General features: G+C 43.6%; 13 protein-coding genes. 6 read left to right on the top strand and 7 right to left on the bottom strand.

The genetic code is table 11. From position 1 onward, the window contains the following. The first annotated feature begins 8 nt into the window (after nucleotides 1-8). Nucleotides 9-1,271 (top strand): LlaJI family restriction endonuclease, encoded by a 1,263-nt coding sequence (locus QQK21_RS08340; protein ID WP_284191739.1) that lies wholly within the window; start codon nucleotides 9-11, stop codon nucleotides 1,269-1,271. 123 nt (nucleotides 1,272-1,394) lie between these two features. Here the strand turns inward: QQK21_RS08340 and QQK21_RS08345 are convergent, their stop codons facing one another. The 5 genes from QQK21_RS08345 to QQK21_RS08365 form a co-directional block, all read right to left on the bottom strand. Next, nucleotides 1,395-2,438, bottom strand: coding sequence for a GMP reductase (locus QQK21_RS08345; RefSeq protein ID WP_284191740.1), 1,044 nt, complete (start codon nucleotides 2,436-2,438; stop codon nucleotides 1,395-1,397). 252 nt (nucleotides 2,439-2,690) lie between these two features. Next, nucleotides 2,691-4,169, bottom strand: coding sequence for an NAD(P)H-hydrate dehydratase (locus tag QQK21_RS08350; RefSeq protein WP_284191741.1), 1,479 nt, complete (start codon nucleotides 4,167-4,169; stop codon nucleotides 2,691-2,693). Between the two features lie 64 nt (nucleotides 4,170-4,233). Continuing rightward, a complete protein-coding gene (locus QQK21_RS08355) occupies nucleotides 4,234-4,677 on the bottom strand; it encodes a hypothetical protein (protein WP_284191742.1) in 444 nt (147 codons plus the stop codon). Then, complete coding sequence (locus tag QQK21_RS08360; RefSeq protein WP_284191743.1) at nucleotides 4,677-5,681, bottom strand: response regulator; 1,005 nt, start codon at nucleotides 5,679-5,681, stop codon at nucleotides 4,677-4,679. The genes QQK21_RS08355 and QQK21_RS08360 overlap by 1 nt, the downstream gene beginning before the upstream one ends. Before the next feature lie 168 nt (nucleotides 5,682-5,849). Beyond that, nucleotides 5,850-6,977 carry a response regulator gene (locus QQK21_RS08365; RefSeq protein WP_284191744.1) on the bottom strand — a complete coding sequence of 376 codons (1,128 nt, stop codon included), beginning with the start codon at nucleotides 6,975-6,977 and terminating at the stop codon, nucleotides 5,850-5,852. A gap of 348 nt (nucleotides 6,978-7,325) precedes the next feature. On the opposite strand from QQK21_RS08365, the gene QQK21_RS08370 reads away from it, so the two are divergent. After that, nucleotides 7,326-8,882 carry a methyl-accepting chemotaxis protein gene (locus QQK21_RS08370; RefSeq protein WP_284191762.1) on the top strand — a complete coding sequence of 519 codons (1,557 nt, stop codon included), beginning with the start codon at nucleotides 7,326-7,328 and terminating at the stop codon, nucleotides 8,880-8,882. A gap of 53 nt (nucleotides 8,883-8,935) precedes the next feature. Here QQK21_RS08370 and QQK21_RS08375 read toward each other — a convergent pair whose 3' ends face one another. Next, entirely contained in the window at nucleotides 8,936-9,397 is a 462-nt protein-coding gene (locus tag QQK21_RS08375) for a TetR/AcrR family transcriptional regulator (protein ID WP_284191745.1), read from the bottom strand. Nucleotides 9,398-9,875: 478 nt separating this feature from the next. Here QQK21_RS08375 and QQK21_RS08380 point away from each other — a divergent pair, with 478 nt between their 5' ends. Both QQK21_RS08380 and QQK21_RS08385 read left to right on the top strand, forming a co-directional pair. After that, nucleotides 9,876-10,175 (top strand): YfcZ/YiiS family protein, encoded by a 300-nt coding sequence (locus QQK21_RS08380; protein WP_284191763.1) that lies wholly within the window; start codon nucleotides 9,876-9,878, stop codon nucleotides 10,173-10,175. A 113-nt stretch (nucleotides 10,176-10,288) separates the two neighbouring features. Continuing rightward, complete coding sequence (locus tag QQK21_RS08385) at nucleotides 10,289-10,888, top strand: hypothetical protein (RefSeq protein ID WP_284191746.1); 600 nt, start codon at nucleotides 10,289-10,291, stop codon at nucleotides 10,886-10,888. Nucleotides 10,889-10,911: 23 nt separating this feature from the next. Here the strand turns inward: QQK21_RS08385 and QQK21_RS08390 are convergent, their stop codons facing one another. Next, the gene (locus QQK21_RS08390; RefSeq protein ID WP_284191747.1) at nucleotides 10,912-12,018 is read right to left on the bottom strand and encodes a 1-acyl-sn-glycerol-3-phosphate acyltransferase; all 1,107 of its coding nucleotides are present in this window, start codon (nucleotides 12,016-12,018) and stop codon (nucleotides 10,912-10,914) included. Nucleotides 12,019-12,214: 196 nt separating this feature from the next. On the opposite strand from QQK21_RS08390, the gene QQK21_RS08395 reads away from it, so the two are divergent. Both QQK21_RS08395 and QQK21_RS08400 read left to right on the top strand, forming a co-directional pair. After that, the gene (locus tag QQK21_RS08395) at nucleotides 12,215-12,829 is read left to right on the top strand and encodes an AraC family transcriptional regulator (protein WP_284191748.1); all 615 of its coding nucleotides are present in this window, start codon (nucleotides 12,215-12,217) and stop codon (nucleotides 12,827-12,829) included. 208 nt (nucleotides 12,830-13,037) lie between these two features. Then, nucleotides 13,038-14,906, top strand: coding sequence for a methyl-accepting chemotaxis protein (locus tag QQK21_RS08400; RefSeq protein WP_284191749.1), 1,869 nt, complete (start codon nucleotides 13,038-13,040; stop codon nucleotides 14,904-14,906). Nucleotides 14,907-14,934: the final 28 nt, after the last annotated feature.

Here is a 14,934-nt window from a genome sequence, read left to right on the forward strand (position 1 = left end):
GGCTCGACATGAATTATTCTTTAGAGCTTCACAATGACAGAGATTCGCTTAGATCTTTTGATAAGTCATTGCAGGCAGTTCTGCGTAAGAAAGGGCTCGTAACGGTTGGAGGAAAAAGTGTCTCATTCTGTGGGCTAATCTCAGATAAAGATGTTTTGCATGCTTTTCTTCCCAGAGAAACCCGCATCAGCTTCGATAAACATAAAGACAAAACATTGCTTGCATCTGATATGTTGGCGGCTATTCATCGATATTCAACAACAAAGAAGAATGAGATATCTGCCGATGATGAAGGTGATGACTGTATAGGAATTAGTAAACTCAGCTCTATAATGTGGTTACTTAATGACTTTAGAATCAATGGCCTATTTTCAAAGCGTCAAAAAAGAAATGTTGTAAACAGTGGGAAAGCAGATTGGAAAAAGACTATCAGCAGGCGAACAGCTTTCGTTAGTGATAACGGCCCAGTTTATTTAGAAGTCGACGGGACTTCCAGCTATCGGTTTATCGGTGAAGAAATCACGCGCATCCATGCTGAAGTTATTCGTAAGCTCGATGCTCAGTTCAGTTGGCTGATATCAACTAAGCCCTCCCACATATCAGAAAGTTTGAAATCTGTTAGCCCTCCATCAAGGAAGATTAATTCTCAAATCTCTCACCTTAAATCTCAAATCCATTCTTATTTCGCAACTCGAGAGCTAGAGTTAATCTCTCACTTAATAGAATTTCTCGAGCAAATTAAAGGACAAGAGGAACAGATTTTGGTCATCGGGGTCAAGCACTTTCATGGTATGTGGGAGAGTATGCTCTCGGAAACTCTCAGCTTTGGCGTAAAACTAAACCATCTGCTCCCTACTCCGACATATCAGCTAACGGATGGAAGTTTTGCGGATGCGGCTCGAAAAGGCCAAAGGACCGATATTATTTTACACCGCCCAGACAGCGACAACTTTGCCGTGGTTGATGCCAAGTACTATGGTGTTACCGAAACTACACGTGAAGCACCTGGATGGCCTGATCTAGTAAAGCAGTTTTTCTATGCAAAAGCGCTCACGACTTATCGCCCATCTTCTCAAGTGAATAACGCCTTTATTTTTCCAGGCACTGAAGGGGTTATAGAAAGTGCCCATATGAAGAACCGACAAACGAAGAATTTGGAGGATATCGCCTATCCTCCCATTCAATGCATTTACTTATGTCCGAGGGAGTTACTTCAACACTATATAAGAGGAAAAAAACTCGTTCGCCTCAGTGCCCAACTACTAGCGTAACAATCCCTTAATCTGAATTTTCAAGCTATGTAAATTGAGCTAATCCGGATAGTAAAGGAGCAAACTATTGGATTAGTTCATGTGCGGCTCTTAATAAACCAAATCTTTCACTCGCTAGCCAGATTACTCTTTCCCGAACACGTTGTTTTCCTGTTCTTGTACTCGGATGAAAGTAGTGCGTTTGGTCAGCTCCTTAAGCTTGGCTGCGCCTACGTAGGTGCAGGTTGAGCGTACGCCGCCAAGGATGTCTGAGATAGTGCCGTGAACACTACCACGAAATGGCAATAGTACGGTTTTTCCTTCAGCTGCGCGGTACTGGGCCACCCCGCCGGAATGTTTTTTCATCGCCGACTCTGACGACATGCCATAAAATTTCATCATAGTTTGGCCGTCTTTTTCAACCAGTTCGCCGCCTGACTCTTCGTGACCGGCTAACATGCCGCCAAGCATCACAAAATCCGCGCCGCCGCCGAAGGCTTTTGCGACATCCCCAGCGCATGAACAGCCGCCATCACCGATGATCATGCCGCCAAGACCATGAGCTGCATCAGCACATTCAATAATGGCTGACAGCTGAGGGTAACCGACACCTGTTTTCACGCGTGTGGTACACACAGAACCAGGACCAATGCCAACCTTAACAATATCTGCACCGGCTAAAATCAGCTCTTCGCACATATCACCTGTAACCACATTGCCAGCCGAAATCACTTTATCTGGAAAGGCCACTCTGACTTTTTCAATGTATTCAACCAGATGCTCCGAGTAACCATTAGCAATATCGATACAGATAAAGATAAGCTCATCGCTTAGTGCCATAATGTCTTTGGTCTTTTGAAAATCGGCTTCCGAGGTACCCGTTGAAACCATGACGTTTTTCAGTGTTTGAGTATCGGCGTCTTTGACAAACGCAGCCCAATCATCAACCGTGTAATGCTTGTGAACCGCAGTCATCACACCATGCTCGGCAAGGGCTTTGGCCATTGCAAAGCTACCGACAGAGTCCATATTGGCTGCAATTACAGGGGTGCCTGACCATTGACGACCGCTATGCTTGAAGGTAAACTCGCGGGTTAATTCAACTTGAGAACGGCTTTTGAGCGTTGATCGCTTTGGGCGAAAGAGTACGTCTTTAAAACCTAACTTAAGTTCTTGTTCGATACGCATTGTGCATTTCCTTGATTCGATAGTGTAAGTGTCACTGACAAACTGCGGTGTAACAGCGTTGGCAGACGCGATTACTGTTTTTCGGACACAAAAAAACCGGAGCGTTGGCAGACGCTCCGGTTTTCAGCATTATAGGTTGTGATTTAATTCCCGCAAGACTGATATTTGCATTTTTTTTGTGGTACCCTTTCGAATGTCTGCAAACCAAATTTCACCTCATGATCGCATTGTAATCACACCTGTCTACCTCTTCTAATCATTAGCCAAAAACCGTATATGTGGCAACAAATCACTGGCACATAATCCTCGTTCACCTTTGTGTCGGGCATCTCTGTCTGCTGCAAGACTATGAATCATCACTCCTTTTACCGCAGCACTAACGAGACTTTCCCCTTGAGCTAACAAGCCCACAATCACGCCCGTTAAGACATCCCCCATACCCGCTGTTGCCATCCCAGGATTACCCGCATTGCAAACATAAGTATGCTTACCATCAAAAATTAACGTGCCCGCGCCTTTTAGAACAATCACGCCACCATATCGACCATAAAGTTTTTCTACCGCCAAATAGCGATCGTGTTCAATATTATCAACTGAACACTCTAATAATCGCGCCGCTTCTGCGGGATGTGGGGTAAGAATTCTTTGGTTATCTCTGTTCGGATTGGCCGCAAGCAGATTGAGCGCATCCGCATCAAGCACTTTGTTAACCTCGGATGTACAGACCTTATCAAACATCCGTTTTGAATGGCTATCTGTTCCCAGTCCTGGGCCAATTGCCACACAATCACACCATTGGCTCAGCCTAAACTCTACCGATGTTTTATCTTGCCAAGATGACGCCATCACTTCAGGACAAGCAATAGTCGACGCGATGGTGTTATCTGGATGAGTCAATAAGGCGGTTAGCCCTGCACCTACCCTCATACAGGCTTGGCTGCTCAGCAAACTAGCGCCACCCATACCTTGATGGCCACCAATAATGAGGGCTTTGCCATGATGCCCCTTATGGGCCGATTTATTTCGCCTCAGCAAGGGAGCAAAATCACTAACTGTAGTTAAAAGATGCGCTTTAGGCGTATTTTGCTTGTCAAACTCATCATCTACACCTAAACCTCGAAAATGAACATCACCAGTGAAGTCTCTGGCTTGAGCGGTAAATAACCCGCATTTGAGACCAATAAAAGACACCGTATGCAAAGCTTTAACGCTGACACCTAAACTTCGTCCAGTATCACTCGATAACCCTGAGGGTAAGTCGACTGAAATGATTTTAATGCCGCTATGGTTTAAGTATTCGATTAATTGCGCCGTGTCTGCTCGCACAGAGCCCGTCAGACCTGTGCCAAGTATCGCATCCACAATGCAATCTGCGTCTAGTTCCTTCGAAAAATCAGGTGCTTCAACTGAGCCTCCGACAGCCAGATAATCATGATAGGCGGTTAAAGCATCGCCCGAAAGTTTATCCTTCGCGACACTTTGCCAAACCGAAACTTCTATTCCTGCCTCAAGAGCAAGCCTTGCCACCACATAACCATCACCACCATTGTTGCCTCCACCGCAAACAACCAACAGTCGTTTGCAATTGGGGTATTGGTGACGCATTACCTCAAATACTTCACTTCCAGCTCTAAGCATGAGTTCATACATAGCGACTGATTTGGCTTTTGCAGCCTTAACTTCGCCCGATTTAACTTGCGCTGCGCTGTAAAGTGGCTTCATTGATGACATTTGTCCTCCTAAATAGAATAAGGGCCAGACGAAAGCTGACCCTTATTAAACCATAGGTGTTATATCATTTACTTCGACTCAGTACGCTTAACGCTTCAGAGGTTGCATCTTGAATAGATAAAAATAGTGACTTTATTTGGCCAGTGGGCGTTCTCATTGGGTTCAACGTAATATTTTGGTACATATATTTAGCCTGCTGAGTCACAGGGCGAACGTTTCGGCACTTAAACAGGTACTGGCGTTGATGCCAAGTAATAAAACTGCGACAACCGAGATCGTATACAGGTTTCGCTTTCAGTTTGAACCATTCTTCAGGGATTTCCGGAAAGATTTCAAAGATGGTTTTCTCTATCGCATCATGGCCATGAATGCCGCTGTGGTGTGTCATAAAACCATTCCACACTTGCACTTCATACTCTCGATTGATGACTATCAGACCCAAGTCGACATTTTGCACCATATCGACCATCCAGTGAAACTGCTCAAACTCGGCTGGAAGGTTAACCATCAGAAATCCTCCATTAAATATGATAACTTGTCGTCGAGTAATGGAAGCGACTCATCAACAAACATAAACAATAAATCACAACGTATTGACGTACCATCAATGTTGTAGCTCACTTCAAACGTCATGGTTTTTTGAAATGAGCCTGCGGTATTTTTAATAATAGAGTCAATCGAGATGTGTTGTCCTAAAAGCTCTGGTGAGCTTTGAAAAAATCGAACTTCCGCTTGCTTACCTAGCCCATTAAGAAAAGAGCCAACCAAAATATTAGAGACATCCATTAATAACTCTAACTCCTCCAGCTCTTCACTATCTGCTGGCACTTTCATCAGCTTTTTCAAATCACACACACTTGAGTCGCTCAGTAGCACAAGTGCCTCCCCAGCAAGGCCCTCACCACTAAAGCCCTGACACACTCCCGACACTTGGTCATTATCAGCCAAGTCGCGAAGGGCCATTTGCAGCTCACTGACCTCTAAAATATTGACGTTCGGCAAGGGAAGATGAACAAACACATCAAAATGTCGTGCAAGGGCATCTGCCGCGACACCAATGGCAACGTTGGCTACCTCGCGATAGATATCCCGCCGTTTAAGAACCGGAAGATCAAGCGCAACGGGTGTGATCAATTGTGGTTGAGCTGGCCTTTCTACAAGCTCTTTTAATACCGAGTTCAATATATCTTTATCAATCGGCTTTTGGATAAAAGCTTTCGCGCCTGAGGCCATCACTCGCTCTTTGGCTTTCGGCTGAATATCCCCCGAAACCACCACCACTTTGATATCTATACCGCGAGCCTGTATCTCATCTAAAGTGCCAAAACCATCAAGCTCAGGCATGGTCAAATCAAGAAACATAATTTTGAATTCTTTTTGCGCCAATTGTTCCAGCGCATCAAGCCCATGGACAGCAAACGTGATGTCTGCGTTTAAGGAGGCTGGCAATGAACGCGCCATTTGCTTGCGGGCGAGAGCAGAATCATCACAAATGAGAACAGGTAAAGACATGCATACACCTACCACTAATAGAGTTGCCAATAAATTCAGTGTAACAGATGCTCAGATTATCGAGGGACCTGAGCACCAAAAAATACCAGACCTCTGAGCAGAACATTTTTTATTGCTAACAAGCCGTGCTTCGACTATCTCTCAATCAGAGAATATTACCCAGCACGTCTATTCTTCTTCAGAATGAAAATTGAACGTCTCTTCATCAAATCCTTCATCCCGATATGTTGATGCAATTTCTCCAAACACATGCTCGACATTGAGAAAAGCTTCAACAATCAGAGGTTCAAAGTGCGTACCTCTCCCCTCTGCAATGATTTCCAGTGCTTTCTCATGAGGAAAGGCAGGTTTATAAACGCGTTCACAGATTAATGCATCATAAACATCAGCAAGCGCCATTAAACGAGCACTGAGCGGGATGTCTGTTCCCGATAACCCTTCAGGATAGCCACTACCATCCCATTTTTCTTGATGGCTGTAGGCAATTTCTTTTGCTAATGTCAAAAACTCGCAGCTAAAATCAATCGAATCCTCCACCGCCATTAACACAGCACGTCCCAGAGTCGTATGATACTTCATGACCTCAAACTCTTCGCGTGTGAGCTTACCTGGCTTTAGCAATACTTCGTCTGGAATTCCTACTTTGCCTATATCATGCAGTGGTGCTGATTTATGCAAAAGTTCAATCGCCTCTGGCGTTAATTCATCAGCGTAATGCCCCATATTCACCAGCTCTTCTGCGAGTACTTTTACATAATTCTGTGTACGACGAATATGATTTCCAGTTTCATTATCACGAGTTTCAGCCAGTGATGCCATGGCACTTATCGTCGCATCTTGCAGCATTTCAAGCTCATAAGTCCTCTCTTTTACGCGCTCCTCGAGATGCTCATTTTGCTCTTCAAGTTCTCTAACCGCTCGCTTTAATTTGAGATGAGTATTGATGCGAGATAAAAGTATCGGTGGACTGACGGGTTTTTGAATATAATCAACCGCCCCAACTTCAAAGCCTCTTTGTTCATCTTCTATTTGAGATTTTGCGGTTAAAAAAATGACGGGTATGTCAGTCGTACTCGGGTCACTCATTAACCGCTCACACACTTCGTAACCATCCATTTCTGGCATCATTATGTCGAGCAGAACAATATCGGGGCGTTTTTTGGCACATATGTCCAGCGCTTGTTTGCCCCCAGTGGCCACAAACACACGATAGTGAGGCTTTAACAAACTGCTGATCGTTAGCCGACTTTCAGCATTATCGTCAACAATTAGGACGCTTGTAGAACGCTCAACCATGCTTGCTCCTAGCTGTTACGAGCATCTAAAAAACACTATCGCCACAAGTGAACTAACATGATGCTGAATTTTATCTGCAATTAGCCACATCCACTTATTTTTAATTTTATAAGTATCGGAGTGCAACTGACCCTCGTCAAGGAGAGGTAAGGTCAAATTCGATCAAAAAACCCATACAAAAATAAAGGTTAATATTAACATTAGAAAGAAGATGCACGAAATCCAAGGCAATAATGTCCCCAACGTAAAGTAAAAATTTTTCAACTTTCACACTTATCTAATTTTGTGCATATACTAATGACAAATGTATTAGTTCTTGTGTTGTTTGAAGGAAGCAAGGTTAGCCCAATGCGTGTAAATGAACCCGTTACCCAAAAAGAAGTCACCTATCCGCCAGAGTTCAACTTACTCTCAATAACAAAAACCAGTAGTCATATTACTTATGCAAGCAAAGAATTTTGCGACGTAGCAGGCTACACACTCGATGAGCTGATAGACCAACCTCATAATATTGTTCGACATCCAGATATGCCGCCAGAAGCGTTCAAAGATATGTGGGACTTTTTAAAGTCCGGCAAATCTTGGATGGGCATTGTAAAAAATCGATGTAAAAATGGCGACCACTACTGGGTTGATGCCTACGCGTCACCCATCACTGTCAATGGTAAAGTCACGGAATACCAATCCGTTCGCTTATGCCCCAACCGTCAACATGTCGCCAATGCGGAGAAGATTTACGCTCAAATTAAGGCGGGTAAAACCCCTCGTAAGCTAAAACAACCTCGAACTCGGCTTTGGCAAAGACTCGGTCTCACCTTCTTAGTTGCTGGCGCTATTTCAAGTGCAATCGCCACTGTCTCGGGACTTGCGGCAGTTTGGGCGTTCTTCGTACTGGCCACTCTTGCCACGTTTTTGCAGACACGGCGTTTAGAAGCCCTCTCCAAACAAGCGAGAGAGATTTTCGATAACCCATTGATGGAACTTGTTTACAATGGTCATATCGATGATATATCCGAAATTGCTTTAGCGATGAAGATGAGACAGTCTGAAATCAACGCCGTAGTTGGTCGGATACAAGACTCCAACCACCAAATTGCTGGGGCAGCACAGTCTTCGGCTAAGAACTGTGAAACAACCGCCGATAATCTTGCTGGCCAAACGTCCGAAACAGAACAGGTGGCCGCTGCGATCAATCAAATGCATTCAACGGCGAATGAAATTGCTCAAAATGCGCAAAATGCCTCAGATGCAACCGAGAGAGCGAACTCGGCCGTTGTGGAAGGAAAAGACTCTGTTGAACAGACCGTGACTTCGATGAACGAGTTGTCTCGTCAATTGGGAGTGGCGTCCGAAGTGGTGCAACAACTGTCAGAACATGGCCGTACCATCGGAGAAGTTCTGGTCGTCATTCAGGGTGTTGCTGAGCAGACGAACCTTCTTGCACTTAACGCCGCAATTGAGGCAGCGCGTGCTGGTGATCAAGGCCGTGGCTTTGCCGTGGTCGCAGATGAAGTTCGTAAACTGGCTCAGCGAAGCCATGAATCAACCGAAGAAATTCAAAATATCATTAACTTGATTCAAACCAGTACCGATAAAGCAGTTCAAGCCATGGATGAAGGTAATAAGCTTTCTGATATATGTGTTGGCTGTGCCAGTACTTCAGGTGAAAAACTGGACGCGCTGTTTGATCAAGTCACTGATATATCGGACCGCAACAATCAAATCGCCACCGCAATTGAAGAGATGGCCAGAGTAACTGAAGACATGAACTCTAGCGTTCAATCCATTAGCGAAGTCTGCTCAGCCACCAATATTCTGGCAAGTGATACAAAAGACGAATGCGAAACTTTGGTTGATAACTTGAGATCGCAAGGTCAACTGGTTAATCAATTCAGAAGACTATAACTGTAAAGAAGCCTTCCAAACGGAAGGCTTCTTTTCGCAAAAATCAACACCTGTTACTTTGACATTCGAACGAGCGACCTACCGAGTAATAGCTCAATTTCCTTGGCACTAGTCTGGCCAAATCTCGCTTCTGCAGTTTGATACAGTCGATCAATACCACGCATCGCAAAATCATGGGCATCTTGCGACGTCACAATATGGTGGAACAGTAAACGTAATATCGCCAAGAATTCCGCGTTGTCCAGCGCGCTGTTCCAACTTTCAGAAAAATCTTGCAGACTTTCCTCCACATTGAGGTGTTCAACAAACATCTTAAAAATTCGTTCATCCAGTGCCGTTATAAAATCCAATTTCTTAGGAAAATGATGACTAATACCCGTTCTAGACACGCCAGTTTGCTTGCTCAAAGTGGTGTATGACATCTTGTCATACCCTAAACGCAACAATTGGTCCACGACTGCATCCATGATCTTCTGAATCGTGATTTCGGTATCTTCTTTACTACGCTTTGGCATGTTCAGGCTCTTCTCTTTGTAAATCCATCTAACCTTTACAAATTAACTATTACGCCAATAAGCTGTCTTATGTGGTAATCAATATGATTTTTGGGAGCATAACAAAAAGAAAGACTACAGGAATCTTACTACACCGATCACTATTAGCATGTTACGCAGACAATTTAATAGCAAAGGATTATCAAAACACATGAAAACAACAGGCATTATATCTAATTCATATTATTGAGTTCCGATAATCATATAAATTGGCATTGCTGACAACTCTGTATCCCTAGCCCTACGCCGATAAATGCATGATATTTATCTACAATATGACTCTCATCACATTATTTGACAGGTTTATCATCGACCAAAAATAACAACATTAATTTAACATCATATCGAGTATAAGACTTACCAAGTATTGGTTGTTTTTGTGGATCACTGTCAAATATATCGATAAAATAACCACAGTTTTTGTAAGAGGATTGTCATGATGAGCACAAAACAGGAAAACACAGAAGTCTGTGAAGCGTGCGGCTGCGCTGGAGAGATGGGATTTATTATAAAAGAAGGTGACGATGTAGCAGAAGTTATCATTCATGCTGAAAATCGAACATTGCTCGAAGCCGAATTGGAAAAATACGTTGAGTTAGCTTACCAAGTATCCAAAGATGTGGAATATCATGTTTCAGACATTACCGAAGGCTCCACTCAGCTAACGGCCAAATTTAAATTTGGTGTGAGTGCTGAAAAATTAATTTTTGAGCTTAAAACTCGCTCACTGACTCGCTAACAAGTGAGAAAGCGGGCGATGCGTCCGCTTTACGAAAAGGTCTGAACTCTTGATGTTGACCCATTGCTTGCCTGTCGTTAATACTTATCCCAAATCATTGTCAGGGTCACGATATGAAGCAATGGCTCATCATTTTCACAGTCGGATTGTTTTCCAACATTGTATTGAGTGAACCAATCAATCACTACCATATATTGAATCATGTTGATAACTACGGAAATTTAGATTTACGCAATAAGCCTTATTCGGAACTGCCAGCCGGATTAGTCATTAAAGGGAACCTCAATATTGCCAAAACCAGCATCAAGGAAATCCCTGCAGATGTCGATATTCAAGGCAGCCTTGATGCATCAAACAGCTCTCTCAAAAAAATAGCTAAGGGTGTCAATATAAAAGGTTACGCTAATCTGCTTGCTTCGCAGATTACCCGATGGCCTCGCGGTGTTAAGGTGGGAGGCTACATCAATTTAACTGACACACCCTTAACAAAACTGCCACCGCGTTTAAAAGTAAAAGGGGACTTGAGCGTCATTAGAACTCCGCTAAATTCCTTGCCTGAAGGGATTGTGGTTGAAGGCAACTTATATATTGGGGGCTCTAAAATCACTGAGTTTCCCGACAAAATGACCGTTAAGGGAAATATTTTCCTTGGTGGGAATCGCATTTCCAAATGGCCCAAAAATCTAGATTTGGGTGGTGCTGTTGCCCCCTAACAAAACAGATAAAATAAAGGCACTCATTGAGTGCCTTTATTTCTAAGTGGGTTAGCGTAACTGGCCAACAAGTGACTCTTTGCCCCTTCAGGCAGCTGACTCAGTTTACTCGACAGTCGCTCCTTCACTTCTTGAGCCACATCCTCTTGACCTGCTGCCAACTCATTGATTGGGTATAACCGATAATTCTCATGGATTTGCCGGTCAATCTCCTCGGCCAGCGCTTCAGGTGAATCAAACTCGCCGTCAATGACATCGCCAAACGCTACATGCACACGTCCTTTTTCCCCCACAATACCCTGAATGATGCTCTCAATATCCTCAAACTCACCCTTTTCATAACGGCCATGAGTTTCAAGTTGGTGGAGTTCCAAGGCTTTTGAAATATCACAAGGGTCGTTCTCGTATGAAATAGATACTGGAACAATTCTTAACGACTGAATATATTGAGAAAATTCTATTTTTTGCTTGCGGCCTTCAACATGGAACATTTTCAAAATGGCAGGATCAGTAAAATCATTGCCATCTTTTGCTCGGCCTTCTTTTTGCGCAATCCATATTGAGTTACCCGAGTCCAGTGAATGCTTGATGTAACTCGATAACGTACCTAAAGCCTTCATCATCTCTCTAGGCCCTTTGGCAGAACGCTTTACGATAAAACTTTTATTAAGTCTCATTAGCTCTGTTGCACAAGGTTTTTTAAGCAAATTATCGCCTATCGCTATTCGGACTGTCTTGTGATCGGTTTGATTTAATCCGAAATTAACCAAAGCGGGGTCCATCGCAATATCTCTGTGGTTGGATATAAACAGATAGGATTGCTGCTGATCTAACTTGTCCAAACCTGAATAGGTCACACCTTGAGTAGTATTATTCAGGGTTTGCTCAAGGTATTTTTTTACCTCCATCTGAATGCTATCTACAGACTTGAGCTTAGACCATTTCATTTTGAGGTAGACTTTCACCAGTGGCGACAAAAAAGTCTTAAACCAAGCAGAGTGGTTAGCAAATTTGTATTGAAGGATAGCACTAATGAATTCTTCATCGGCGATAAGGCGATTGATCGCCGCTGGGATTTCATCATCATTGTATGGACGAATATCAAAATAAGGGTCTTTATCAACAGTCATGTGTTATTTAATCTATTAGAAAACAAGTCTATTCTACGCTGAGATCTCAGGATTAGCAGCTATACTCGATTGATTATATCCAAGGTCAGACCAGCATTGCTTTGATGAATGGATAAAACATCACAGTTTTATTGGTTTTTTTCACCATAAACGTTACCCTACCCCCTCATGCAAACCAGAGAGCCCAAACTACCCGATGCATTACTCCATATCATACCATAATAATGACTTTCCCTACCTAGTTATGCAGCCGAGAAGAAAAAGTCTCAAGCATATTTTGCTTAAAGTGACTCAAGGACTGGCGTTAATAAAATTTGGCAAAACTGAGTACGCCATAGAAGCAGGTCAATATGTTTGGATACCGTTTGATTCGTTAACCGCCCTCACATTCTTTCCCAATACTCAGATACAAAAAATTGAGGTTTCTTCTCGAGTCAAAGCACCTTTCCCCAAGAACGGTGGCTATGTTGCACTAAATGATTTAGCCACCGCGATCCTAAATAGACTATCCGTGCTCCCACAAACCAGAGAGTCACAAAAAAAGCTTCTTGCTGTGTTAATTGATGAACTGAGTACTTTACGTCCTGAGCTATCAGAGAGCACGCTCACAACTCAACTTAAGCAGTGGTCACCCTCGACAAGCGATACCACACTTTTGGCAGAACAACATCTGGCGCTCAGGCTTCGAGAAGCCACCAAACGGATTCAATCCGGTGCAAAACGAGCCCAAGTCATTACCGAACTGTTTGAAGGGAATGAACTTGTCTACACCCAGTTAGAACAGGCTATTCTTGGAAGAAAAACGTCATAAAGGCGCTATTACATCCAATAAATCAACAAGATAATATTTAACTCGGCAAGCGTAAACATACAAAAATCAAGTTCACTTTAATGAATTGACACACAATACTCATCATCCAAATAAGAAAATACCTCACACTATCCACTGATTAATAAGCATTTGCTCACTATGACACTATACTAGAAAACATAAACGTTGATCACATGGGAAGTCGACAATGAAATTCAGCCATAAAATTGTGGCAGCATCATCTCTTCTATTTCTAGCCACAGTCTCTTTGCTGACTCTACAGCAGTACTACACCGTACAAGCTGAGGTCAAATCTCTAGTTACCTCTAGTGTTGCCGAAATTGTTGACGGCGTTCGTGATACTACAGAGGCAGAAATTAACAGCCGCAAGACTATCGCTAATTATGCGACCAGTATGCTCGAGGCCAATCTTACACCCAGTGCCATGGAGATGGTCATCACTCGTCCTGTAGTGAAAGAAACCTTCCTGTTGGCCGGATTGGGGTTTGAAAAGGACGGTTCCAATATTAACAATGATCCTAATTGGAATCCCGGCCCAACTTGGGACCCTCGGGTTCGTCCATGGTATATCGACGCAAAAAAAGCAGGCAAACTCATTATAACGGCTCCATATGCAGACTCCGCCACAGGCCAGATTTTGGTTTCTATTGCCACTCCTGTCTATGATGACGGCAAGTTTATTGGCGCTATTTTCTACGATGTCAGTCTGGCTGGCCTCGCTGAACTGGTCAATAGAGTCCACCTTTTCAACGCTGGTTACGTTTTTATCGTTTCAGGAGATGGAACAACCATAGCGCACCCCAATACCGAAATGAACGGGAAACCAATGAAAGACTTCCTTGGTGATGTAGAGATTCATGAAGATCCTCGACAAGTATCCATAGACGGCAAAGAGTACACTCTTGATTTTTCAAAAGTTCCCGGTGAAGACTGGTACATAGGTGTGATACTTGACGAAGAGATAGCCTACCAGTCACTCGCCGACCTACGCAATAGTTCTATTGTCTATACACTAGTTGCATTGGGTATTAGCGTGGCAGTACTGCTGGTGTTAATGACGGCACTGATGCGTCCTTTAGGTGCGCTAAATAATGCGATACAAGATGTAGCCTCTGGTGAAGGGGATCTCACACAACGCCTAGATACCAACACTGATCAAGAGTTTTCTCAATTAGCGGAAGGGTTTAACTCATTCACAAGTACTCTTCAACAGTTATTGACTCAGTCAAAATCTATTGGTGAAGAAATTCTTCGTGGGTCTGAAATGACCTCAAGGGGGCTTCAAGAATCCGCTAGTGCAATGCAAGATCAATTGCATGAACTAGAACAATTAGCCACCGCCATGCATGAGATGGCAACAACATCAGGGAATGTGGCAGATAATGCACAAGGGGCTGCATCCGCGGCCAAAGATGCCGATGAAGCAACCAAAGTTGGTACACGAATGGTGAGCGACACATCGGCTTCCATTAGTGAACTTTCACAAAGAATTGATGAAGCGGTCGAAGAAGTCAAAACGCTTGAGTCAGCAACCGACAATATTGCAACCGTCCTAAAAGTTATCAATGATATTGCTGACCAAACCAACCTGTTAGCCCTCAACGCCGCAATAGAAGCGGCAAGAGCGGGAGAATCAGGGCGTGGTTTCGCCGTTGTTGCCGATGAAGTGAGGACCCTTGCTCAAAGAACACAAGAATCAACCACAGAAATACGTACCATGATTGAGCGATTGCAGGCTGGTGCAACTTCGGTCGCGAACGCAATGAATACCAGCAAAGAAACGGCTGGCGGTGCGGTATTACGTGCCGAAGAAGCCAACAATGCACTAAGCAGTATTCGTGATGCCATCCAGAGTATCAGTGACATGAACATTCAGATTGCGTCTGCCGCAGAAGAGCAAAGCCTAGTGGCTGAAGAAATCAACAGTAACACTGTTAAGATCAAGGATTTATCCGAGCAAGTTGCCGGTGCCGCTGAAAACGCCAATATCGCGATGCAAGCACAAACTGAAAACATTAGAGAGCAAGACGCAATACTCAATAAATTTAAACTCTAGCAGTATGTTAAGCCCTTCTCATCTGAAG

It is taken from the genome of Vibrio zhanjiangensis (assembly GCF_030161235.1).
Lineage (GTDB): Bacteria > Pseudomonadota > Gammaproteobacteria > Enterobacterales > Vibrionaceae > Vibrio > Vibrio zhanjiangensis.

What these genes read in the sequence shown, in the direction of transcription:
- QQK21_RS08340 (WP_284191739.1), top strand. Translation starts at nt 9, where the DNA reads ATGAATTATTCTTTAGAGCTTCACAATGACAGAGATTCGCTTAGATCT.
- QQK21_RS08345 (WP_284191740.1), bottom strand. Translation starts at nt 2,438, where the DNA reads ATGCGTATCGAACAAGAACTTAAGTTAGGTTTTAAAGACGTACTCTTT.
- QQK21_RS08350 (WP_284191741.1), bottom strand. Translation starts at nt 4,169, where the DNA reads ATGTCATCAATGAAGCCACTTTACAGCGCAGCGCAAGTTAAATCGGGC.
- QQK21_RS08355 (WP_284191742.1), bottom strand. Translation starts at nt 4,677, where the DNA reads ATGGTTAACCTTCCAGCCGAGTTTGAGCAGTTTCACTGGATGGTCGAT.
- QQK21_RS08360 (WP_284191743.1), bottom strand. Translation starts at nt 5,681, where the DNA reads ATGTCTTTACCTGTTCTCATTTGTGATGATTCTGCTCTCGCCCGCAAG.
- QQK21_RS08365 (WP_284191744.1), bottom strand. Translation starts at nt 6,977, where the DNA reads ATGGTTGAGCGTTCTACAAGCGTCCTAATTGTTGACGATAATGCTGAA.
- QQK21_RS08370 (WP_284191762.1), top strand. Translation starts at nt 7,326, where the DNA reads ATGCGTGTAAATGAACCCGTTACCCAAAAAGAAGTCACCTATCCGCCA.
- QQK21_RS08375 (WP_284191745.1), bottom strand. Translation starts at nt 9,397, where the DNA reads ATGCCAAAGCGTAGTAAAGAAGATACCGAAATCACGATTCAGAAGATC.
- QQK21_RS08380 (WP_284191763.1), top strand. Translation starts at nt 9,876, where the DNA reads ATGAGCACAAAACAGGAAAACACAGAAGTCTGTGAAGCGTGCGGCTGC.
- QQK21_RS08385 (WP_284191746.1), top strand. Translation starts at nt 10,289, where the DNA reads ATGAAGCAATGGCTCATCATTTTCACAGTCGGATTGTTTTCCAACATT.
- QQK21_RS08390 (WP_284191747.1), bottom strand. Translation starts at nt 12,018, where the DNA reads ATGACTGTTGATAAAGACCCTTATTTTGATATTCGTCCATACAATGAT.
- QQK21_RS08395 (WP_284191748.1), top strand. Translation starts at nt 12,215, where the DNA reads ATGCATTACTCCATATCATACCATAATAATGACTTTCCCTACCTAGTT.
- QQK21_RS08400 (WP_284191749.1), top strand. Translation starts at nt 13,038, where the DNA reads ATGAAATTCAGCCATAAAATTGTGGCAGCATCATCTCTTCTATTTCTA.